The 19,343-nt window shown below is 44.6% G+C and carries 21 protein-coding genes and 1 riboswitch; of the genes, 16 read left to right on the top strand and 5 right to left on the bottom strand.

The annotated features are described in order from the left end of the window. Window positions 1-51: 51 nt before the first annotated feature. On the top strand, window positions 52-552 hold the full coding sequence (locus BLQ32_RS07375; RefSeq protein ID WP_139150513.1) for a VOC family protein: 501 nt from the start codon (window positions 52-54) through the stop codon (window positions 550-552). A gap of 93 nt (window positions 553-645) precedes the next feature. Here BLQ32_RS07375 and BLQ32_RS07380 read toward each other — a convergent pair whose 3' ends face one another. Further along, a complete protein-coding gene (locus tag BLQ32_RS07380; RefSeq protein ID WP_053166266.1) occupies window positions 646-972 on the bottom strand; it encodes a hypothetical protein in 327 nt (108 codons plus the stop codon). A 391-nt stretch (window positions 973-1,363) separates the two neighbouring features. Here BLQ32_RS07380 and BLQ32_RS07385 point away from each other — a divergent pair, with 391 nt between their 5' ends. After that, window positions 1,364-2,428, top strand: a complete 1,065-nt coding sequence (locus tag BLQ32_RS07385) for a ketopantoate reductase family protein (RefSeq protein WP_074509773.1) — start codon at window positions 1,364-1,366, stop codon at window positions 2,426-2,428. A gap of 54 nt (window positions 2,429-2,482) precedes the next feature. Here BLQ32_RS07385 and BLQ32_RS07390 read toward each other — a convergent pair whose 3' ends face one another. Next, window positions 2,483-3,124: a hypothetical protein gene (locus BLQ32_RS07390; protein WP_074509774.1), complete on the bottom strand. Its 642-nt coding sequence runs from the start codon at window positions 3,122-3,124 to the stop codon at window positions 2,483-2,485. Window positions 3,125-3,546: 422 nt separating this feature from the next. Between BLQ32_RS07390 and BLQ32_RS07395 the strand changes: the two genes are divergently transcribed. Both BLQ32_RS07395 and BLQ32_RS07400 read left to right on the top strand, forming a co-directional pair. Continuing rightward, window positions 3,547-4,752 (top strand): aminotransferase-like domain-containing protein, encoded by a 1,206-nt coding sequence (locus tag BLQ32_RS07395; protein ID WP_074509775.1) that lies wholly within the window; start codon window positions 3,547-3,549, stop codon window positions 4,750-4,752. 22 nt (window positions 4,753-4,774) lie between these two features. Beyond that, entirely contained in the window at window positions 4,775-5,209 is a 435-nt protein-coding gene (locus BLQ32_RS07400; RefSeq protein ID WP_074509777.1) for a hypothetical protein, read from the top strand. 39 nt (window positions 5,210-5,248) lie between these two features. Here BLQ32_RS07400 and BLQ32_RS07405 read toward each other — a convergent pair whose 3' ends face one another. Further along, window positions 5,249-5,728 carry a BsuPI-related putative proteinase inhibitor gene (locus tag BLQ32_RS07405; protein ID WP_074509778.1) on the bottom strand — a complete coding sequence of 160 codons (480 nt, stop codon included), beginning with the start codon at window positions 5,726-5,728 and terminating at the stop codon, window positions 5,249-5,251. A 142-nt stretch (window positions 5,729-5,870) separates the two neighbouring features. Then, window positions 5,871-6,758 carry a fructose bisphosphate aldolase gene (locus BLQ32_RS07410; protein ID WP_036803701.1) on the bottom strand — a complete coding sequence of 296 codons (888 nt, stop codon included), beginning with the start codon at window positions 6,756-6,758 and terminating at the stop codon, window positions 5,871-5,873. 312 nt (window positions 6,759-7,070) lie between these two features. Between BLQ32_RS07410 and xylE the strand changes: the two genes are divergently transcribed. From xylE to BLQ32_RS07430, 3 genes are all read left to right on the top strand, one after another. Beyond that, complete coding sequence (gene xylE, locus BLQ32_RS07415; RefSeq protein ID WP_074509910.1) at window positions 7,071-8,510, top strand: D-xylose transporter XylE; 1,440 nt, start codon at window positions 7,071-7,073, stop codon at window positions 8,508-8,510. 281 nt (window positions 8,511-8,791) lie between these two features. After that, a complete protein-coding gene (gene ilvA / locus BLQ32_RS07420) occupies window positions 8,792-10,081 on the top strand; it encodes a threonine ammonia-lyase IlvA (protein WP_074509779.1) in 1,290 nt (429 codons plus the stop codon). A 551-nt stretch (window positions 10,082-10,632) separates the two neighbouring features. Continuing rightward, window positions 10,633-11,232 (top strand): YdcF family protein, encoded by a 600-nt coding sequence (locus tag BLQ32_RS07430; RefSeq protein ID WP_074509782.1) that lies wholly within the window; start codon window positions 10,633-10,635, stop codon window positions 11,230-11,232. Window positions 11,233-11,280: 48 nt separating this feature from the next. On the opposite strand, the gene BLQ32_RS07435 is transcribed toward BLQ32_RS07430, so the two are convergent. Next, window positions 11,281-12,297, bottom strand: a complete 1,017-nt coding sequence (locus BLQ32_RS07435) for an STAS domain-containing protein (protein ID WP_036803708.1) — start codon at window positions 12,295-12,297, stop codon at window positions 11,281-11,283. A gap of 319 nt (window positions 12,298-12,616) precedes the next feature. On the opposite strand from BLQ32_RS07435, the gene BLQ32_RS07440 reads away from it, so the two are divergent. The 9 genes from BLQ32_RS07440 to BLQ32_RS07480 all read left to right on the top strand — a co-directional run bounded on the left by BLQ32_RS07440 (window position 12,617) and on the right by BLQ32_RS07480 (window position 19,010). Beyond that, window positions 12,617-13,033: a VOC family protein gene (locus tag BLQ32_RS07440; protein WP_425312150.1), complete on the top strand. Its 417-nt coding sequence runs from the start codon at window positions 12,617-12,619 to the stop codon at window positions 13,031-13,033. Window positions 13,034-13,187: 154 nt separating this feature from the next. Further along, entirely contained in the window at window positions 13,188-14,006 is an 819-nt protein-coding gene (locus tag BLQ32_RS07445; protein ID WP_053166258.1) for an alpha/beta fold hydrolase, read from the top strand. Next, complete coding sequence (locus BLQ32_RS07450) at window positions 14,003-14,635, top strand: CPBP family intramembrane glutamic endopeptidase (RefSeq protein WP_074509784.1); 633 nt, start codon at window positions 14,003-14,005, stop codon at window positions 14,633-14,635. The genes BLQ32_RS07445 and BLQ32_RS07450 overlap by 4 nt, the downstream gene beginning before the upstream one ends. A gap of 13 nt (window positions 14,636-14,648) precedes the next feature. After that, window positions 14,649-15,110: an SRPBCC family protein gene (locus BLQ32_RS07455; RefSeq protein WP_074509786.1), complete on the top strand. Its 462-nt coding sequence runs from the start codon at window positions 14,649-14,651 to the stop codon at window positions 15,108-15,110. 120 nt (window positions 15,111-15,230) lie between these two features. Beyond that, a complete protein-coding gene (locus BLQ32_RS07460; RefSeq protein ID WP_074509788.1) occupies window positions 15,231-15,977 on the top strand; it encodes a phosphatase PAP2 family protein in 747 nt (248 codons plus the stop codon). Between the two features lie 137 nt (window positions 15,978-16,114). Continuing rightward, complete coding sequence (locus BLQ32_RS07465) at window positions 16,115-16,675, top strand: MEDS domain-containing protein (protein WP_175557085.1); 561 nt, start codon at window positions 16,115-16,117, stop codon at window positions 16,673-16,675. 73 nt (window positions 16,676-16,748) lie between these two features. Further along, window positions 16,749-17,138: an RDD family protein gene (locus BLQ32_RS07470; protein ID WP_074509790.1), complete on the top strand. Its 390-nt coding sequence runs from the start codon at window positions 16,749-16,751 to the stop codon at window positions 17,136-17,138. Between the two features lie 173 nt (window positions 17,139-17,311). Continuing rightward, window positions 17,312-18,001 carry a response regulator transcription factor gene (locus BLQ32_RS07475; protein WP_074509791.1) on the top strand — a complete coding sequence of 230 codons (690 nt, stop codon included), beginning with the start codon at window positions 17,312-17,314 and terminating at the stop codon, window positions 17,999-18,001. Next, complete coding sequence (locus BLQ32_RS07480; RefSeq protein WP_074509792.1) at window positions 17,994-19,010, top strand: sensor histidine kinase; 1,017 nt, start codon at window positions 17,994-17,996, stop codon at window positions 19,008-19,010. The genes BLQ32_RS07475 and BLQ32_RS07480 overlap by 8 nt, the downstream gene beginning before the upstream one ends. A 173-nt stretch (window positions 19,011-19,183) precedes the next feature. Continuing rightward, window positions 19,184-19,287, top strand: a riboswitch (purine riboswitch). The last annotated feature ends 56 nt before the right edge of the window (window positions 19,288-19,343 follow it).

Consider the following 19,343-nt stretch of genomic DNA (forward strand, 5'->3'; position numbering starts at 1 on the left):
TACATAGCCACTCTTTGCAATCTAACGCTATTAGGAAAGAAGGAGAACAGCGTGGCAGAGATTATGCAAAAATTCACGACGTGCTTGTGGTTTAACATGCAAGCGGAAGAGGCGGCAAAATTTTATGTTTCAATTTTCAAGGATTCAAGCATTGGCCGAATTACCCGTTATGTGAAGGAAGGGCAGGAAATCCACGGCAAAGAACCTGGTTCCATCATGACCGTTGAATTTCGAATCGCCGGGCAAGAGTTCATGGCTTTGAACGGTGGGCCAATGTTCAAATTTTCGGAAGCCGTTTCGTTTATCATTAATTGCGAAACTCAAGAGGAAATCGACTATTATTGGGACAAACTGACCGAAGGCGGAGATGAGAGTGCCCAAGTATGCGGCTGGCTAAAGGATAAGTTTGGCGTGTCGTGGCAAGTGGTTCCGATTGCGATGAATGAGATGCTGGTAGACCCGGATACGGAAAAAGTGGAGCGCGTCACCAAGTCATTTATGCAAATGAAGAAGCTGGATCTGAATGAACTTCAGCGGGTGTACGAAGGTTAACGATTTCGGGAGTGGCTTAATAATTTTAAGGCAGCGCACAAAAAAATCAAGCTCTTTTAGAAAAGAGCTTGATTCGTTATGCTTGTTTAACTATTAATGGTTGTGGTGATGCTTTTTGTGGTGCTTGTAGAAATGTTTGCCGTGTTTGTAATGTCTTTTATCTTTGCAATTGTCATCGTAGCGATCGCGTTTGTGTTTTTTGTGATACTTTTTGTGTTTCTTTTTGTCGTGTTTGTATTTATGATCATCATCATCGTAGCGGTCGCGTTTTTTATACTTGTCATCATGATCTCTTTTGTACTTTTCATGGTAACCGTCTTTGTCTTTATCATGCCCATCGTCTCCGTGTGCCAATGCGCCAGTTGCGGAGAAGCCGAACACTAAAAACAATGCCATCAAGATTGAAAGATATTTCTTCATGTTATTCTCTCCATTTCATAATTAGATTTGGTTTATTCTCTAGTCTGCAGGGGCGTAGAGTCATAAACTTGCCTATTTATGTACTTTTAGAGAGTATGACCTCCTTCTGTGATGGGTGTTAGATGGTTTCAAGAAATTTCTATAAATGTTTATTTCAAAGAAATTTCTTGTCCTTGAAGACATTGTACAACATAAATCAAAAATTTACTACAATTATCCGAAAATTATAAAAAATAAATTTATTTTAGTTTTTCGGGATAATAGTTGGGCAAGAGCAGGAAATTCTCTCAATACATAGTTGTGTTTTAGTTTAGGAAGAAAATAACATCTATCAGGCCGCTTTATTTCATTAAACAATTTTACTGCTATAACGCAAAAAGGAGGGGGAATGATGAAAAAGATTTTAATTTACGGGGTAGGGCCGTTCGGCAGCTTGTTTGCTGAACGCCTTTCAGAAGCGGGGCACTCCGTATTCTTGCTGGATCACGGGGAGCGGCAGCAAGAGTTGAAGCCATACGGCGTTGTGACAGAAAATACAGCGACGGGTGAGCAAACAGTGACGAGGCTTCCAGTAGTAGAGCGCCTGGAAGAGGAAGATGCGTACGATCTGGTCATCGTGCCAATCCGCAAAAATTTGGTTGGGGATGTGTTGCCGGCATTGGCCGCCAATAAAAAGGTTCCGACTTTCTTGTTCATGATGAACAACGCCGCGGGCCAGCAGCAATTTGTTGAAGCTCTCGGCAAAGAACGGGTAATGGCGGGTTTTCCGCTCCCGGGCGGCTATAAGAAAGACCACGTCATGTATATGATGCCGGTGGAAGAAAAGAAACCCACGGTCTTGCCGATTGGCGAAGTCGATGGAAACGTGATTTCACGAACTTATGAAGTGGCGGACATTCTCAGTTCGATGCGGGGCTACCGGGCACAAATCCGGAAAGACATCGACGGTTGGCTGAAAACGCATGTCGCCTTGCTGATTCCGACGCTTGCTCCGGCAGTCTATGCGTGCAATACAAATTTATCTCACTTTGCTGCAACTCGGGATGCTCACGTGCTGTTAAAGCGTGCGCTCCCTGAAGCTTTCCGGGCAATCCAAAATGCAGGGGTGCCCATCACGCCACCTTCACTTCGCATCGTCGAATGGATCCCTGAACCGTTGTTTGTCCTGGCTCTCGGCAAAATGGCAAAAAGCGCCACATTTGAAAATGTAATGGGGCATTTGGAAAGCGTTCCGGATGAAGTCCGCCATTTAACCGATGAATTTTTTGAGCTGATTCGGCACGGCCATACCCCGACACCGACCTTAGATGGGCTGGCGGAATTTACGTATGGCACCAAAGAGGCGATTCCTTTTGGATCAAAAAGTATTCCTCTTCGGTGGGGAGGGGTTTATGGAGTGGCGATTGGAGCAGCCGTCGTGGCGGGTTTACTTATGAAAGCAAGGAAGAGAATTTAATTAGATGTACGAAAAAGAACAGGCTCCGTAATGGCTGGAGCCTGTTCTCGGTCATTAATGGCGTTTTTTGCCTTTGTCTTTTCCATGTTTTTCCCATTTGCCGTGAGTTGTTTCAACATCCACAACTTTTTTGTCATAATGGGTTTGTTCGTTTTTCTTGAATGTTTCTTTGTGCTTGGTCACTTCTTTCGTTGTTTTACCGAATTCTTTATCAAAGAATTTTTCAGTTGTTTTGCTGATGATTTTGCCGTTGCTTCCCGGTTTGCCGCGGTGCTTAATGGTTGTGACAGTTGTTTTGGTGATTTTAACCGGAGTCGTGAATTTTTTAATGGTGTGAATGGCTGTTACTTCATCCCAAGAAGTCGTTTTGGTGATTTCATAAGTGGTTTTAACATATACATCTCGATACCAATCGTGTTTTGGATGTTTTTCACGTTTCTTTTCAACTTTTGATTCCGTGTAAGTGTCTTTCTTAAATTTCTTCTCGGTTTTGTAATCCGTGTCTTTTTCTACTTTGACAATCTTGTCATAGCTTACTTCTTTTGTCGTTTTTACAATGGTCGTGACGCCTTTATGGAAAGTCACTTTTTCGGTTGTATTGTTATCTCCATGATGGCCATCGTTGCCAGCAAAGGTCATAGAAGAAAAACCGAATACCAACATAAAAGTCAATAAAATCATCGCCAACTTTTTCATGACTGATTCTCCCTTGTTTAAAATTAGATTTTTTGTTAGTCTCTTCGTGCATCGCTGAGAGATTAAACTTGCAATCGTCATTTTAAGGTACTTTTTGAGAGAAATTTGGCCCCCTTTTTATGCGGCTTGCGACAAAAAAGATTGTACTTGCACGATAATTATACTATAAAGAGCAAATAATTCATATAATTCAGAATAAATAATTTAAATATTTTTACTAATATCAAGGTATTCTTTAGTAGGATAAAGTGTTTGTTTTTTTAAACAGTTCAAGCTCAGTATAGATATGAAGAAAAGAAGTTCAATTCGCCTGTTGGACCAAATCTGTTGATCCTTTTTTATCGGTGAAGTTTCCAGAATGCTTTAACAATTTTCATGTAGAATAGAGATAACTACTTTAAATCCGAAAGGAGCTCATACATATGAAACACAATTTTCCTTTTTCCAAAGACATAAAACGGGCCTTCCAAAACGATCCGCCGGGACAATGGATGACTGTCGTACCAACGGGATGCATTCGCCTGAATTCAGGTTATCCGCAACCGGTCCTGGTGCCTTCCATAGAAATAAAAGAGGCAGTTGCGCGCTTGATTGATGAAGAACAGGATTTGCCGCTCCACTATATCGGCAGCCCCAGAATTCCGGAGTTAAAAAAATTCATCCAGCAGCGCATGCAAAAACGAGGAGTCGTTCTTTCCGAGGAAGAGCTTTTGATCACATCGGGCGCTTGCCAGGCCATTGACTTGATCTCCCGGATTTTGCTTGATGATGAAGCCGTTGTAGCAATTGAGGCGCCAACCTATATGGAGGCGTTGGAGGTGTTCGGAAATTATACCGAGCATTTCATGGATGTGCCGATTGACGCAAACGGGCTCGATACCGACCGTTTTGAAGAAATGCTGGCAGACAAAGAAGCGAAAGGGGAAACTTTGCCGCGCTTGCTTTACACCATCCCGACATTCCAAAATCCTACGGGGACGACAATGACGCTGGAACGGAGAAAAAAGGTGCTGGAATTGGCAGAACGCTACGATTTTCTGATTTTAGAAGACGATGCCTATGGTGAACTGGCATTCGGGGAACAAGCGCGTTTGTTGAAAGCGATGGATCCGGGCAACCGTGTGCTTTATGTCGGATCCTTATCGAAAGTTGTCGCGCCGGGCATGCGGATCGGCTGGGTGGCAGGAGCGGAGGAATTGGTCACGGCTATGGACTGGTTCAAAAAAGATTTGCACCATCCCTTCGCCCAGGCAACCATGGCTTCGTATTTAGAAGGACTGGATTTTGACGGCCATCTTCAAGAGCTTCAGGATGCTTATCAGCGAAAAAGCAGTGTAATGGTTGCGGCATTGGAAAAATTCTTGCCGAAGTCGGTTTCCTGGTATACACCGAGCGGCGGATACTTTGTTTGGGTCCAAGTGCCGGGAGTGGATACAGTCCAAATGCTGCCAGAAGCACTCGCGGCTGGTGTGGCATATGTGCCCGGCAGATACTTTTTCCTGAACCAGGAGGAAGGCCGTGAATTCCTCCGGTTGTCGTTCAGTTATGCGGACGAAGAACAGATTGTAAAAGGAATCGAGCTTTTAGGGCAAGTGATCGGGAGAACGGTTCCGCAGGAAAACAATTAAACCATACAAGAGGAGAAATTTTTTGGAAACATATATCGTTATCCACAATATAGAAGCCGAGCCCGAATGGCCAAAGCTTTTCGGCATCGCACTGTCGGTCTGCGACAGTTTTCAAATCATGTACCCGGATGGAGAATGGGATGCGGAAAATCCTTTGCTGACGGGCAAGCCGGAGTTTGAGAACTTGGAAGGGATTCAAACTTTTCCATGGGATGGCATGAAAGACAGCACGGTTTATCGCGGTCCTTTGAATGCAGAGTCCAGAGAATTGTTTTGGCATCGTATGGTTCCGAGAGAGGATGACTATGTGTATCCGCTTTGGAATTTCGATTTTTACCGGGAAGGCAAGCTCGTTTTTTCAATCCAGGATTTTTCAGTCTGCCTTGCCTATTCCTACCCCGAAATGATGGAGATTTTTGCAGAGCAAGGAATTGATTTATTGAGTTTAGAAGGTTAGTAAAAAGGAGGCACCCAAAGGGATGCCTCCTTTACATTTTTATTCCACGACGTATTCAGTTTCTGTTCGGAAGGCAGGGCCCTGTTCAGGCGTCAGCCAGGCTTCAAGTGTGTAAGTGCCGGGTTCCAGTTCCAGCGGCGGCACTTCGATTTCATACTGCAATTCTTCTGCTTGTTTCACCGTTTCTTCTCCAAGTGCCTGCGCATACATGCTGACAGACGACTGCAGGAAAACTTGCTCGCCTGATTCATCGAGCAAAGCGAAATCATAGCGTTGGCTGCTGGTGAAATCAAAAGTCAGCGGCTTTTCCGTTTGGTTTTTTACCGTATACAGATAGGTTTTGTCATCCAGCTGTTTAATCGCCGGTTCCGGTTCGCCGGCTGCAATGCCGCCGGAAGTGCCTTCGTTTGTTTCGGGTTCTTCAGGCATTTTCTCTGCGTCCTCCTCCATGCCGCATGCTGTTGCAAAGAGTGCTAGCAACAACAGCGATAGTGCCAAAAACCATAAGCGTTTTCTCATTATCGCACCTCCTTTGAAACTTCAATGGAATCTCTTCCGCATCTCTTTAGTATAAGACCGTTAATCGAAGAGAAAAGTTACAAAAGAAAAAGGCGCCGGCGGCAACCTGTCAAAGGCCGCCGCCGACGCTTTTTTGAATCAATCACGTAATCGATGCTTCGTAAATAGTCCGGATTGAATCAGCAATGCCTTCGTTGAATTCGTCATCGCTTTGGTCAGCGCTGACGCCTTCAGATAAACCGCGGGAGAAGCTGGCGATTAAGCCGTTGTTCCGCGCCAATTTCTCATTCGCTTCTTTCCGTGTATAACCGCCGGAAAGCGCCACTACCCGGACGACACGGGGATGTTCAATCAATTCTTTATAGAAATTATCAACTGTTGGAATCGACAATTTCAGCATCACCGGCTGGTCTTCGCTGAGATTATCCAGCTCTTTCAAGATTTCTTCTTTTAACAATGCTTCAATTTTTTCTTTGTCAGCACTGTGAATGTCCACTTCCGGTTCAATGATGGGCACAAGTCCGGCAGCGATGATTTGCTTGCCGACTTCAAACTGCTGGGCCACTACTTGTTTAATGCCTTCAGCATTCGCTTCTTTAATGACCGAGCGCATTTTCGTGCCGAATACTTTGCGTTCAACCGCTCTTTTTAACAGTTCATCTAAATTTGGAATGGGTTTCATCAGCTGGACGCCGCCCTCTTCGTCAGCCAGGCCTTTATCGACTTTCAAGAAGGGTACAACGCCTTTTTCTTCCCATAAGTAATCGGGTGTGTATTTGCCTTCCACTTTCCGGTCCATCGTCTGTTCGAACAGGATGGCTCCAAGAATGGAATCGGAATTGAACGCAGGAGCGGTCATGACGCGCGTCCGCATTTCGTGGATCAAATCGTACATTTCCTCTTCGTTGGAATAGGCATCTTCCGGAACGCCGTATAATTTCAACGCTTTTGGTGTACTGCCGCCGCTTTGGTCAAGCGCTGCGATAAAACCTTGTCCGTTTTTAACCAACTCTAACTGCTCTTTGTTCATTTTCCCAGCTCCTTAGATAAATTTTTTTGAATAAATCCTTCATAAAAACTTTAACTAAAAGTGACCTCTTACAATAATTAGTGTATCAATAATCGATTTAAACTACAAAAGAATATATAGCACCTGAAGCACTGAATTTTCACACTGTTCCAGTATGAATGGGTTTTCTGAACGGTATTTTAACTGTGGAATAAGTATGGAAAGTTAGTTTACTGGTTGCACAAAGTTTGTGAACATTGCTACAATTAATGATAACGTTTTCAATTTGAAAGGAGGAAGGGAGTCAAAAAGATTTTTCTCCCGTTGACGCAGATGAAAAACAACAAGAACTTTTATATTTTTGCCATTACTTTAGTGGCTACTTTAGGTGGTCTTTTGTTTGGCTATGACACAGCCGTCATATCCGGTGCAGAAGGAGCTTTGCAAAATTATTTCGCAGATTCCTTAGGGCTTAGTTCCTTTGTTCATGGCCTTACAGTTTCCAGTGCGTTAATTGGCTGCATCATTGGCGGCTTATTGTCTGGTAAAGTTTCAACAGCGATCGGCAGAAAGTACTCATTGATTCTGGCTGCCATTCTTTTTATTCTTTCGGCTTTAGGCTCTGCTTATCCAGAGGTTTTGTTTTTCACAGCGGGGGAACCGACGATGGCTCTGCTGATTACCTTTAATGTTTACCGCATCATTGGCGGTATAGGTGTAGGCTTGGCTTCTGCTGTCGCTCCGATGTATATCGGCGAAATTGCTCCCGCACATTTGAGAGGCCGGTTGGTTTCATTAAATCAGTTTGCCATTATTCTTGGTATGCTTGTCGTTTACTTTGTCAACTGGGGCATAGCCAGAGGCGAGAGCCTGGAGTGGATCAATTCAATCGGCTGGAGATACATGTTCGCTTCTGAACTGATCCCGGCGGTGTTGTTCCTGCTTCTCCTGTTCTTCGTACCGGAAACACCGCGCTATTTGGTGTCACAGCAAAAGGAAGACAAGGCAATGGCAATTTTGCTGAAGACTTACGATGCAACCATGGCAAAAGCCACTTTATACGAAATCAAGCAATCGTTCGACCATAAGAAAGAAAAATTATTCGTCTACGGAAAAGCCATTGTAGTGATTGGCGTATTGCTTTCCGTGTTTCAGCAATTTGTCGGGATCAACGTGGCACTGTACTACGCACCGAGAATTTTTGAAAGTATGGGAGCGGCACGTGACGCTTCGTTTTTCCAGACCATTGTCATGGGCTTGGTCAACGTCATCTTTACAGTCATTGCGATTCTGACAGTAGACAAATTTGGGCGTAAGCCGTTGCTGGTCATCGGGTCAATCGGTATGACAGTGGGGATGTTCGGCGTTGCCGGTCTTGCTTATTTCAATCAAATCGGGATTGCGACTTTGGTGTTCATCATCATTTATACAGCATCCTTCATGATGTCCTGGGGACCGGTTGTGTGGGTCTTGCTGTCTGAAATTTTCCCGAACAAAATCAGAGGGCAGGCACTGGCGATTGCTGTCGCAGCTCAATGGGCCGCCAATTATTTCATTTCTTCTACATATCCGATGATGATGGAAGTCAGCGGGGCGATGACGTACTCATTCTACGGAATCATGAGTTTGCTTTCGGCATTATTCGTTTGGAAGTTCATCCCGGAGACAAAAGGCAAGTCGCTGGAGGAACTTGAAATCCTGCTGAAAAAATCACATGCTTCAAAACAAGGGCAGACAGCGAATAAACGCGGTTCTGCAGTGAAAGAAATTTAACGCAGCAACAGGCGGTTTCCATCAGCAGAAGGCTGAAGGGAATCGCCTGTTGTTTTGTGTATTAGAATAATTTAACTGTTTTAATAAAGGCAGACTGTCTGAGACCAGCAACCTTTCAATTCAAGGCTGCTGGTCTTTTGAAATTAGATGCAAAATTAAGCTTGAATGGATTCGATTATTATTAAAAACGGCACTTTCGCATAATTGTCAAAATTTTTTATCAATAATTTGCTTCTTTGTGTTAGAGTAATGAAATAACTAAATTCAAAAGGGTGATTCAGATGACGAGAAGCAATACGACAGAGCTTGAGAGAGCAACAGACACAGCGAAAGTGACAGTGGCAGACATCATGGTGGCGAATCAGGCACTGAAAGACGTCATTGTGAAAACGCCGCTTCAGCGCAACGAAATTCTGTCCGCCCGATACGGCTGCAACGTCTTTTTGAAACGGGAAGACCAGCAAGTGGTGCGGTCTTTTAAATTGCGCGGAGCGTATAATTTTATCTCCAGCATGACCATGGAAGAACGGAGCAGAGGCGTCGTCTGCGCAAGCGCCGGCAACCATGCACAAGGTGTGGCATACTCCTGCAAGGCGCTCGGCATTGAAGGGAAAATCTTCATGCCGCTCACCACACCGAGCCAAAAAGTGTCCCAGGTCAAGCGCTTCGGCGGTGAACAAGTTTCCGTAGTCCTGACAGGCGACTCGTTTGATGATGCGTTTGCAGCGGCAATGGAGCTTTGCACAGCGGAAGGAAAAACTTTTGTCCATCCGTTCAACAGCACCCAAGTCATTGCGGGACAAGGAACGGTCGCCCTTGAAGTGCTGAATGAAATGCAGGAGCCGGTCGATTACATGTTTTGTGGAATCGGAGGCGGGGGGCTTGCTTCCGGCGTAGGTTCCTATCTAAAAGGAATCAGCCCTTCCACCAAACTGATTGGTGTTGAACCGGCGGGAGCCGCCAGCATGAAAGCTTCCTTAAAGAACGGCGAAGTGACCCGCCTGGATGAGATTGATACTTTCGTTGACGGAGCTGCAGTGAAACAAGTCGGTGATTTGACGATGGCAATCTGCGAAGACGTCGTTGATGACATCATTCCCGTGCCCGAAGGAAAAGTGTGTACGACCATTCTGGAACTGTATAACGAAAATGCCATTGTCGCAGAACCGGCGGGCGCATTGTCGGTAGCTGCCCTGGATTTTTATAAAGAGCACATCAAAGGCAAAAACGTGGTCTGCGTAATCAGCGGAGGCAATAACGATATCGAACGGATGCAGGAAATCAAAGAAAAGTCGCTGATCTATGAAGGCTTAAAACATTATTTCATCGTGACATTCCCGCAGCGTGCTGGAGCACTCCGCAAATTTATGGAACAAGTGCTTGGTGAAGAAGACGATATCACTCATTTCGAGTACACGAAACGGACGAACCGCGAGCATGGACCGGTTATTGTCGGCATCGAATTGAAACGCCGGGAAGACTACGAACCGCTTGTCACCCGGATGGCGGAAAACGGTTTCCCGTATAAAGACATCAATAATGATTCCTTATTGTTTAATTTATTGATCTAGTGCTAGAAACTTTCCATTCTTTAAGTCATTTCGCTCCAAGTGGACGCTTTCCGCGGGCCCGGCTTCAGCCGCTTCCTTCGCTACGCTCCGTCCAGGGTCTTCAGCTCGTGCTGTTCCCGCAGGAGTCGCCACTTTCCGCTTCATTCGGTTCACTTTTTTAATAAAGTTCTCTTATACTATAAAAAGTGAAAGAGTAGGCATGTTATTTATTCATTGTTCTTCATCGATATGGAGCAACCCAGTGGAGACGCCTGCGGGAAAGCGAGACAGCCGAGACCCCGCAAGACGCGTAGCGGCTGAGGAGGCTTGGCAGATCGCCCGCGGCAAGCGCAGCTGGGTTGCGGAATATCGGTTAATAAGTTATGTCTTTCTCAACATGCTGCAAGAACCCCTTTCAAAGAAAGGGCTCTTGGCTAGTATATTGCTTTTGTGAGCATTTGGTGATTTTTTGGCAAATGCTCTTTTCTTTTGGAGCGTTTCAATTGATAATATAGAAGGAAAATTCATCATCGGTGAGTTGAAAAGAAAGCAGAGCAAAAGGATGGAAATCATTGCCTAGACGACTAATAAGAAAAATCATGCAAGTGCTGATGCTGGCGCTTTTTGCATTTACAGTGTTTGCGGCGTATGGCATTTGGACATATGCTGCAGAAACAGAAAATATAAAAACCGATGCGGCCATCGTTCTTGGCACCAAAGTGATCGGGGACCAGCCCTCGCCGGTGCTGCGGGAACGCATCAACCATTCGATATGGCTGTATGAAAATGAGTTTGTGGATAAGATCATTTTTACCGGCGGCAAAACGGACGGCGCCAAAATGGCGGAATCGGAAGTCTCCCGCAAGTATGCATTGGGAATGGGAATTCCGGATGAAGATATTTTCATTGAAACCGAATCCATGATTACGGAAGAAAATTTTCTGTATGCCTACGAAGTTGCAGAAGAAAATGGACTGGACAGCTTTCTGGTGGTCAGTGACCCTTTACATATGAAACGTGCGTTATTGATGGCGCAAGTGACGGGAATCGATGCCTATTCTTCACCGACACAGAGTTCAATCTACCAGACATTCAGCAGCCAGCTGCCATTTTTCATCCGAGAAACCGTATGTTACGTCGGCTATGTGCTGTCATTCGCATTTTTCCGTTAAATCACAAAAGAGCGCCTCTGCTAAAGTAGAGGCGCTCTTTATTCTTTCTTATACGATTCTTCGTCCGCTTTTTCCGAGGGCATAGTAAATGCCATGCTGCAGCGATTGCAGGCATTCGAACTTTTTTAAGCTGGTCAAAGTTTGCGAAATAATTAGCGCCAATTCAGGCGACACGCCGACCAAAATCACTTCGGTTCCAAGAAGCCGGGCAGACGCGCCGAGTTTGTCGATCAGTTCAGCCGTATGGGCTGTAATGTTTTTATTCAAGCCGGTTAAATCCAAAAGCAGGTAATTGGCCTGGTGCTTCGGCAAGTGGCTAAGCGTTTTATAAATCAAATCTTCAGCGCGTTCTTCATCGTAAGTGCCGATCATCGGGACGACGATAATGCCTTCGAGTACCGGGATGATGGGAGAAGAAAGTTCTTTCACAAGCTTCTGCAGCATTTGGGTATTTTCATTTACGAGCAATTCAAGCTTGTTGATTTGTTCGGCTTCCTGCCGTCTCGACAGTTCATGGATATTGCGTTGGACGGTCACATCGGAAGGGAAGTACTCAACGATGCTGTATGGATTTTCACTGTTCTGGTATTGAAGGGTCTTGTACCAGAAATTGATGCCGAAAATACCGGTTAATACACCGGCGTAATGGGAAGGGACGAAAATTCCTTCTGTTTGTTTTTCGTCCAGCTGATTCAGTTTGTATTCCCAGTCATCCTGGATATGCAAAGTGAACGTATTGTTCTTTTCATCCATTTTAACAATTTCCACTTTCCCCCAGCCGGCAGGGGCATATGTATCGGAAATCCATTCCACGATATTCGACGTATCGATGTGCTTCATTTCTGCGAAACCTTCGCCGACGATGATGCCTTGGCGAAAACCCGTTGTTTCCAGAACCAGGTTGGTTGCTTCAACGCCTGAGATTTCCTTGATGGTATCAAAGAAGGTTTTCATGGCACTGACCCAAAAGAAGACTACGTCGCCGCCTTCGAAAAGCACTTCTCCTGAATCCAGATCCCATTTCAATTCGATTCCGCCAACTGTTATGTTTTTCTTTTGCGTCATTGTTGTTCCTCCATATCAGCAAGATAAATCAATTATATAGTTTAGATTTCTGAATGTCTCTTTTGACACCTAAACGCAGAAAGCATAAAAAAATATATCTGAATAAACTGAAAATACACTTTTCATCTAACGGGAATGGGTGTATAATTAAAAATATAAGAACACTTGTTCTTTCTGGTTATCTACATAAGTTTTGTATAGGGTGTCTGATGAATCCAGCAGGATTATGCGGATTCAGGGAAAAATAGCTTCTCCTTGAATACGTAAAATAGATAAGGGATAAAAGAAAGGAGCGATTTACGTGCCGGTAGTTGCTTATATGGTGTTCAACGGGAATTGCGAAGAAGCAGTCAAGTACTATGCGGATGTTTTTGGAGCAGAACAGCAGGAAATTATGCGTTTTGGGGACATGCCTCCGGAGGAAGGCTTTGAAATGGTGGAAGAGACGAAGAACTTGGTTATGCATACGGCTTTAAATATCGAAGGCAGTGAAGTGATGTTTTCTGATGGAATGCCGGATTCGGAAGTGCCGTTTGGCAAAAATCTCAATTTGACGATCGTCTCGGATGATTTGGACAAAGTGAAGTCTCAATTTAACCGGTTGGGAGCAGACGGTAAGGTGACGATGGAGTTGCAGGAAACTTTTTGGAGTCCGGCATACGGGGCACTGGAAGATAAGTTCGGCATTGTGTGGCAGTTTAATTACGATGATGGGTCTTATGGCCAGCAGCAATAACACCACAATATGGGGGAAATGACAGCACGCGCCTAAAGCAGGCGCGTGCTTTTTGCTTGTGCGTTTCGACTGCTTAGCAGTTAGGGTATGGGTATAAAAAACCTTGAAATGCGTACCTTGTATGCTTTTTCGTCTATAGGAGTGGACCGCCGCTATGCCGCATATTTCAATTGATGAATCAGTTTCGCTTTACTATCATGTTAAAGGACAAGGCATGCCCATCGTTTTTATCCATCCATTTGTTATGGGGCATAATGTATTCCGTAACCAGGAAGCTCTCGCAGAAAGCTATCAATTGATTTTCTATGACCTTGCCGGGCACGGGCTCAGTTCAAGAGGCAGCAATCCGTTGACCATCCATCTGCTGGCTGAACATTTAAAGAGACTGCTCGATAAGCTCGGCATTAAACAAGTGGTTCTTTGCGGTTACTCCCACGGAGGCTTGATCGCCCAAGAATTTGCTTTGAACTACCCGGAACGCACCATTGCTTTAATCCTGTCGGGAGGCTACTCGGAATTAAATAATTTCACTCCTAAATTCTTTATCAAATCCGTCATGTACATGGCGAAATTTCGGCAAATCCCCATGGCTGCAAAACTGCAGGCTAAATTAAACCGGAAACTGCCGGGAGATGAACAAGCGATTTACCGATTGGCCAAAAAGTCGGATCCTCGGGCTTCTTATGAATTTTGCAAAACGGGGCTGCACTATATTTCCACCTATTCGCTTCATCGTTTGAAAATGCCGATTCTGCTTCTATATGGAACGCTCGAAAAACCGATGCACCATTACCGGATTCCGTTTTTGAAAGCGGCACCCCAAACACAGGTGGTTTTTATCGAAGGGGGTACCCATCAATTGCCGCCCCGGTCATTCAAGGAATTCAATGCGGCTGTAGATTGTTTTCTGTGGCCGATCGAAGAGCAATACCGGCTGGGTTCTACCATAGCAAAGACCGGTGATGCACGATGAGAAATGCTTTGCGTTTGATTGGGCCGACGGTGATGATTTTTATCGGGCTTCAAGTCATGGAAAATGTCGCGATTACGTTTTTGCTTTTTTATAGCTGGCTGCTGTTTGTACCGCTGATTGACCGGGCATTTCCGGTGGAACAGCTGAAGTTGGACAAACGCGGAGTTGTTTTAGGCGTCGGAAGCGGGGTGCTTTTTTTCATTTTTATCTTTGGCGGGTTAAGTTGGCTGCATGTCTACTTATTGGATATTGAATATTTGCGGACTTTGCTGATGGACTGGGGATTTTCAGGACGAGGGGAGATCCTCTTGGTCCTTGTGCTGCTGTTGGCCAACCCGGTATTGGAAGAACTTTACTGGCGAGGCTACATGTTTAACCGGCTGCGGATGAAAGGAAGCGCCTTGTATGCTGTTGGGATGTCGGCTGGTTTTTACACTTTGTATCATCTGCTGTCGATCATCCCGATTTTTGAAGCCGGGTTTAGTTTTGTCGCCGTACTTCCTGTGTTTATCGCCGGGCTTTTTTGGGGGTTCATTCGGGAAAAATCGGGTTCGATGACCGCAACCATCATCAGCCATGTGCTATCGGATTTTGGAATTGTTTGTGTCTACTGGTTTATTGTGAGATAAGGGGGACGACGGAATGGTGGCAGTCCAAAAAAGTATTGTGATCAATCGGCCAATTGACGAAGTATATCGATACGCAACAGATCCAAAGCACTGGTATCAATGGTATTCCGGTTTATCCGAACCACGGAATTTAAGTGGGCAAGGTGAAGCGGGGACAACGATGGATTTGGATATTCATATGTTCGGCATGCAGCTTCCTGTCATCGTTGCAGTGACCGAAAATTCACGGACGGGCAGCGGCTATACGTGGAAAGGGCTTATCAAAGGATCAATCGATTCTCTTCAGAGCTGGACTTATACGCCAGAAGGCACAGCTACCCGGATTGATTATGCGGAAGAGTATGAATTGCCAAAGAGTCTGATGTCGAAGTTAGCGGATAAGCTGATCATCAAAAAAGTGATGAATAGTGCCATGGAACAGAGCTTAAAGAACTTGAAAGACATTTGTGAAACAACGGAACTCAGAACCAATTAGGAAAAGCGGCTACGTCTGGCAGTTTTACTCCAGCACGTAGCTTTTTTTATTTTAGCGGATGGCTAACCAAAGTTGTGGGTATACAAATAACAGATTAGAAACACGGTTAGGGGCGATGAAATGATAAAAGAGAATACAAAAGTCGGCATCAGCCTGTTGCTGCTGGGGGTAGGGCTTGGCGTGGCTGCGCTTTTCCTGGTGATATTTACGGAACTGGCCGAAGAAGTCATGGAAAACGAAATGAGAAGATTCGATGGATCGATTATCAATTACTTTAAAGCAATTGACCATCCTTATCTCGATACGGCCATGATTTTGATCACAGAGCTTGGTTCGGTCTGGTTTTTGACAATGCTGTCCGTTGCGACGGTCCTCGTATTAAGGATTAAATACAAAGATAAATGGGGGATTTTGTTTTTCCTCCTGGCTGTTGGAGTTGGCGGTTTATTGACAAAAATGCTCAAACAATTGTATGAAAGAGGCCGTCCTTCCATCAATCCGGAAATCGATGCGGTCGGCTACAGCTTCCCAAGCGGCCATTCCATGGGATCTCTTATTTTCTATGGCTTTATCATGTATCTTGTTATGCGCGGCAATGGGAGTGCTGCCTTTAAGCGGCTTTCCATTGCATTCATGGGGATTGTGGTGCTGCTCATCGGCTCAAGCCGAGTGTACTTAGGCGCCCACTTTCCGAGTGATGTGCTGGCCGGTTATATAGCTGGTACGATTTGGCTGATTTTGTGCCTGATTGCTTTAGAGTGGATTCAGTGGCAAAGCAAAAGCGATGTGCGTCCGGTGCATTCTATCCGCAATATGCTGGCGTCCATGTGGAATGCGATCAGAAAGCGATTTCCGGCGAATAAATAGCAGGTGAAATTTTTCCCAACCCGGTGCTCTCCTTTTTATTTTGATGACAGATGGAGACTGTAGTATGGTTATCTTAAGAATGTTTGATGTACACATTATCCATAAGTTTTGGTTGAATTCTAAGGAGGCATCAGCCTGTGAACGAAAAGATTGCAAACCTGGCAAAAACATTGACTGCAACAGGCAAGGGCCACATTTTTTATAGTTCCAACAGTTTGGAAGATTATATCCGCAATGCCGTTTCTTTTATCGTATATGGCATTCAGCAAGGAGACTACGTGCTGTTTGTAGAAAATTCCCGTATATTTCCGATGATCCACCATCATTTGAAAGAGAGGCTGACGGAAGAAGAACAATCAGCTTTGCACTACATCAATAATTTTGATTTTTATTGGCGAAATGGGAATTTTCATCCGCCTACCATTTTGGCTTATTTAGATGAAGTGATGGCTGCAGGAAATGGGACTAAGCGCAATGTCCGTACATGGGGGCATGTCGAGTGGAGCGATTCGCAGGATATCGAACGGGAAATCGCAGTGTATGAAAACGAGCTTGACCGGATGGTGCTTCAGAATGAAGCAATTTCTGTTTGTGCTTACAATGCGGAGCGGGTTTCCGAAGAGCTTAAGAAGAAGCTCTTGAGCTGCCATGGCTACTTAATGACAGACAACAGCATTATTTCCTTAGCGAATAAATAACAGCAAAGGCTGTTGTAAACCGTTCTTTCTTCTTTTAATCTTGAGACAGAAAGCAATCAAAAGGAGGAGTTGGATGAAGGAGTTATCGAAGAAACGCTCAAAAGCGATGTTCATTGATTTTCTGACAGCAACCACAGCGCTGGCCGTTTTGGAAGCAGCCGTGCCAAAGAAAGTCAAAAACAATGCAGCCTATTCGCTGGTCGTGCCAACCTTGGTGGTATGGGGACTAGAGTATGTGCAGCTGGCCAAATCAGGGCAAACGCTCGGCTACAAAACACAAGGGCTCATTTTGGAAAGTGAAGACGGCCAGAAACCAAGCGGCGAACAAATTGCCAAGCGTTTCCTTTACCGTGATTTTATCAGCACCATTGATTATTTTAAAGACCGTAAAGGCTTTGAACAGCTAGGCGGGGCAAGCTTCCCGCATGATGCTTATGCCCGTACGGTAGTCAGAGAAAAATAAGCCTACGAACAATCGTCCCATTCTGCCGCTCTTTTGAGGATCACTCAAAAGAGCGGCGTTTTTTATTTTTGCGCCTTGTCTCACTTTGACTAGTTGAAGCTCCGGATTTCCGCTAAGATAAAAGAAAGAATGTATAGAAATGGATAATAATTTTAAAGGCAGGAGGGAAGCACATGTTCAAAATCATGATAGTGGAAGACGATGAGACGATTGCCGGCATTTTGAAAGAAGAACTGCAGAAATGGAATTACGAGGCCTTTGCAGTAGACGATTTTAACCGGGTGCTTGATGTGTTCAAAGAACAGTCGCCGCAATTGATCTTGCTTGATATCCAGTTGCCTTCATTTAATGGCTACTATTGGTGCCAGGAAATCCGCAAAATATCCCAGGTGCCGATCATTTTTGTCTCATCAAGAAACGAAAACATGGATATCGTGATGGCAATTCAAATGGGAGCCGACGATTTTATTGCCAAACCGTTCGATTTAACGGTGGCCATCGCGAAAACACAGGCGTTGCTGAGAAGAACGTATGATTTCAACGAATCGGATAACTTTCTGAACTTTAACCGGACGGTTTTGAAAACGGGAGAGTCGAAGCTCTATTATGAACAGCAGGAAGTGGATTTGACCCGTACGGAATTGAAAATCCTGGAGCTGTTGTTTCTGCAAAAAGGGGAGTACGTCACGCGTGAAGAAATCATGATTCAGCTTTGGGAAGACGAATCGTTCATCGATGACAATACCTTGGCGGTAAATGTGGCAAGGCTTCGAAAAAAACTGGCGCAGGTGGAACTAACCGATTTTATCGTCACCAAAAAAGGCATCGGGTACGCGTTGAATAAGGAAGCAGCCCATGCCTGATTTCTCGAGAAGTGAACTCTTAAAAAAGTTTTTATGGTCAGTGCGCCCGCAAATATTCATTTTCACCGGCATGATGGTGATATTCGGTTTGGTGTATTTGTTGGGCCGGCTGCCACTCGATTTTTTTCTTTACAGCATGGAAGTATCATTTTTTCTATTTGGCATTTACGTGGCCATCCAATATATTCAGTATGCAAGACGCTACGGGAAGGTAAGGCGTCTACAGACAACAGATATTGCAACATTGCAGGAGCTTTCGGAAAGTCCAGACCCTTTTGAACGGCTGTACATAGAAAAACTGGCGCTCGTTATGAGGGAACTGCGCGAAGCAGAAACAGTCCATACAGACCGGCAAGCCGATCAGCTGGATTACTTCACATTATGGCTGCATCAGATCAAGACGCCGATTTCTGCAATCAGTTTGCTGAACCAAAGTTCCAGCGGGAAAGAGGCGCGGCAGATTTCCATGGAATTGCTTAGGCTAGAGGATTATACGCATATGGCATTAAATTATGTGAAGCTGGAGGAACCGGGTGCTGAACTTGATTTGAGCCAAGTGGACCTTGATGGTGTTATTAAAAAAGCTCTCAAAAAATATTCTATTTTGTTTATCTACAACGGCATTAAATTAGAATACGAACCGCTTCAGATGACTGTTTTATCCGATGAAAAATGGCTGCAAAATTTGCTTGAACAGCTTCTTTCGAATAGCCTGAAATATACGCCAAACGGCAAAATCTCCATCTACAAAGATCCAGGGGAAGAACAGACGTTGATCATTGAAGACACGGGGATCGGCATTCGTCCGGAAGATTTGCCGAAGATTTTCAATAAAGGCTACTCCGGTTTTAATGGGCGCCTTTATGAAAAGTCGACCGGCCTCGGTTTATTTCTCAGCAAGAAGATTTGTGAGCGGTTGGGGTATAAGCTCGATATTCAGTCGGAACTAGGCAAAGGAACAAAGGTACTGATTGATCTGTCGAGAGAGGAATTACGGGTATTTGATTGAGGAATGAGAACGCAGTTGGATAAAGAGAAAAGAACCAAAAACAGAAAAATGATTAGTGATTTTAGTAGAAAGTCGGATGAAAATTAAAAACACGAACTATGAATAGATAATAAGATGCAAATGTTCGCTTTTGTGTTGACTCCCTGTTGGGTGCTTGTTATATTAGCGAAGTGTTAAAAATGAATAATAATTCTCGTATATGCCCGGTAATATGGTCCGGGCGTTTCTACCAAGTTCCCAAAAAATGAACTGGACTACGGGTTGAAGTATTTGACGATGGCGATTTTAACCTTCTATTGGTTTGCCTCGTTCGAACACTTTAACTTTGCAAGT

It is taken from the genome of Planococcus glaciei (genome assembly GCF_900099655.1).
In the GTDB taxonomy this organism is placed as follows: domain Bacteria; phylum Bacillota; class Bacilli; order Bacillales_A; family Planococcaceae; genus Planococcus; species Planococcus glaciei.

What these genes read in the sequence shown, in the direction of transcription:
- BLQ32_RS07445 (WP_053166258.1), top strand. Translation starts at nt 13,188, where the DNA reads ATGCCGCATATTTCAATTGATGAATCAGTTTCGCTTTACTATCATGTT.
- BLQ32_RS07395 (WP_074509775.1), top strand. Translation starts at nt 3,547, where the DNA reads ATGAAACACAATTTTCCTTTTTCCAAAGACATAAAACGGGCCTTCCAA.
- ilvA (WP_074509779.1), top strand. Translation starts at nt 8,792, where the DNA reads ATGACGAGAAGCAATACGACAGAGCTTGAGAGAGCAACAGACACAGCG.
- BLQ32_RS07475 (WP_074509791.1), top strand. Translation starts at nt 17,312, where the DNA reads ATGTTCAAAATCATGATAGTGGAAGACGATGAGACGATTGCCGGCATT.
- BLQ32_RS07410 (WP_036803701.1), bottom strand. Translation starts at nt 6,758, where the DNA reads ATGAACAAAGAGCAGTTAGAGTTGGTTAAAAACGGACAAGGTTTTATC.
- xylE (WP_074509910.1), top strand. Translation starts at nt 7,071, where the DNA reads ATGAAAAACAACAAGAACTTTTATATTTTTGCCATTACTTTAGTGGCT.
- BLQ32_RS07460 (WP_074509788.1), top strand. Translation starts at nt 15,231, where the DNA reads ATGATAAAAGAGAATACAAAAGTCGGCATCAGCCTGTTGCTGCTGGGG.
- BLQ32_RS07435 (WP_036803708.1), bottom strand. Translation starts at nt 12,297, where the DNA reads ATGACGCAAAAGAAAAACATAACAGTTGGCGGAATCGAATTGAAATGG.
- BLQ32_RS07470 (WP_074509790.1), top strand. Translation starts at nt 16,749, where the DNA reads ATGAAGGAGTTATCGAAGAAACGCTCAAAAGCGATGTTCATTGATTTT.
- BLQ32_RS07380 (WP_053166266.1), bottom strand. Translation starts at nt 972, where the DNA reads ATGAAGAAATATCTTTCAATCTTGATGGCATTGTTTTTAGTGTTCGGC.
- BLQ32_RS07385 (WP_074509773.1), top strand. Translation starts at nt 1,364, where the DNA reads ATGAAAAAGATTTTAATTTACGGGGTAGGGCCGTTCGGCAGCTTGTTT.
- BLQ32_RS07480 (WP_074509792.1), top strand. Translation starts at nt 17,994, where the DNA reads ATGCCTGATTTCTCGAGAAGTGAACTCTTAAAAAAGTTTTTATGGTCA.
- BLQ32_RS07450 (WP_074509784.1), top strand. Translation starts at nt 14,003, where the DNA reads ATGAGAAATGCTTTGCGTTTGATTGGGCCGACGGTGATGATTTTTATC.
- BLQ32_RS07405 (WP_074509778.1), bottom strand. Translation starts at nt 5,728, where the DNA reads ATGAGAAAACGCTTATGGTTTTTGGCACTATCGCTGTTGTTGCTAGCA.
- BLQ32_RS07455 (WP_074509786.1), top strand. Translation starts at nt 14,649, where the DNA reads ATGGTGGCAGTCCAAAAAAGTATTGTGATCAATCGGCCAATTGACGAA.
- BLQ32_RS07440 (WP_425312150.1), top strand. Translation starts at nt 12,617, where the DNA reads ATGGTGTTCAACGGGAATTGCGAAGAAGCAGTCAAGTACTATGCGGAT.
- BLQ32_RS07390 (WP_074509774.1), bottom strand. Translation starts at nt 3,124, where the DNA reads ATGAAAAAGTTGGCGATGATTTTATTGACTTTTATGTTGGTATTCGGT.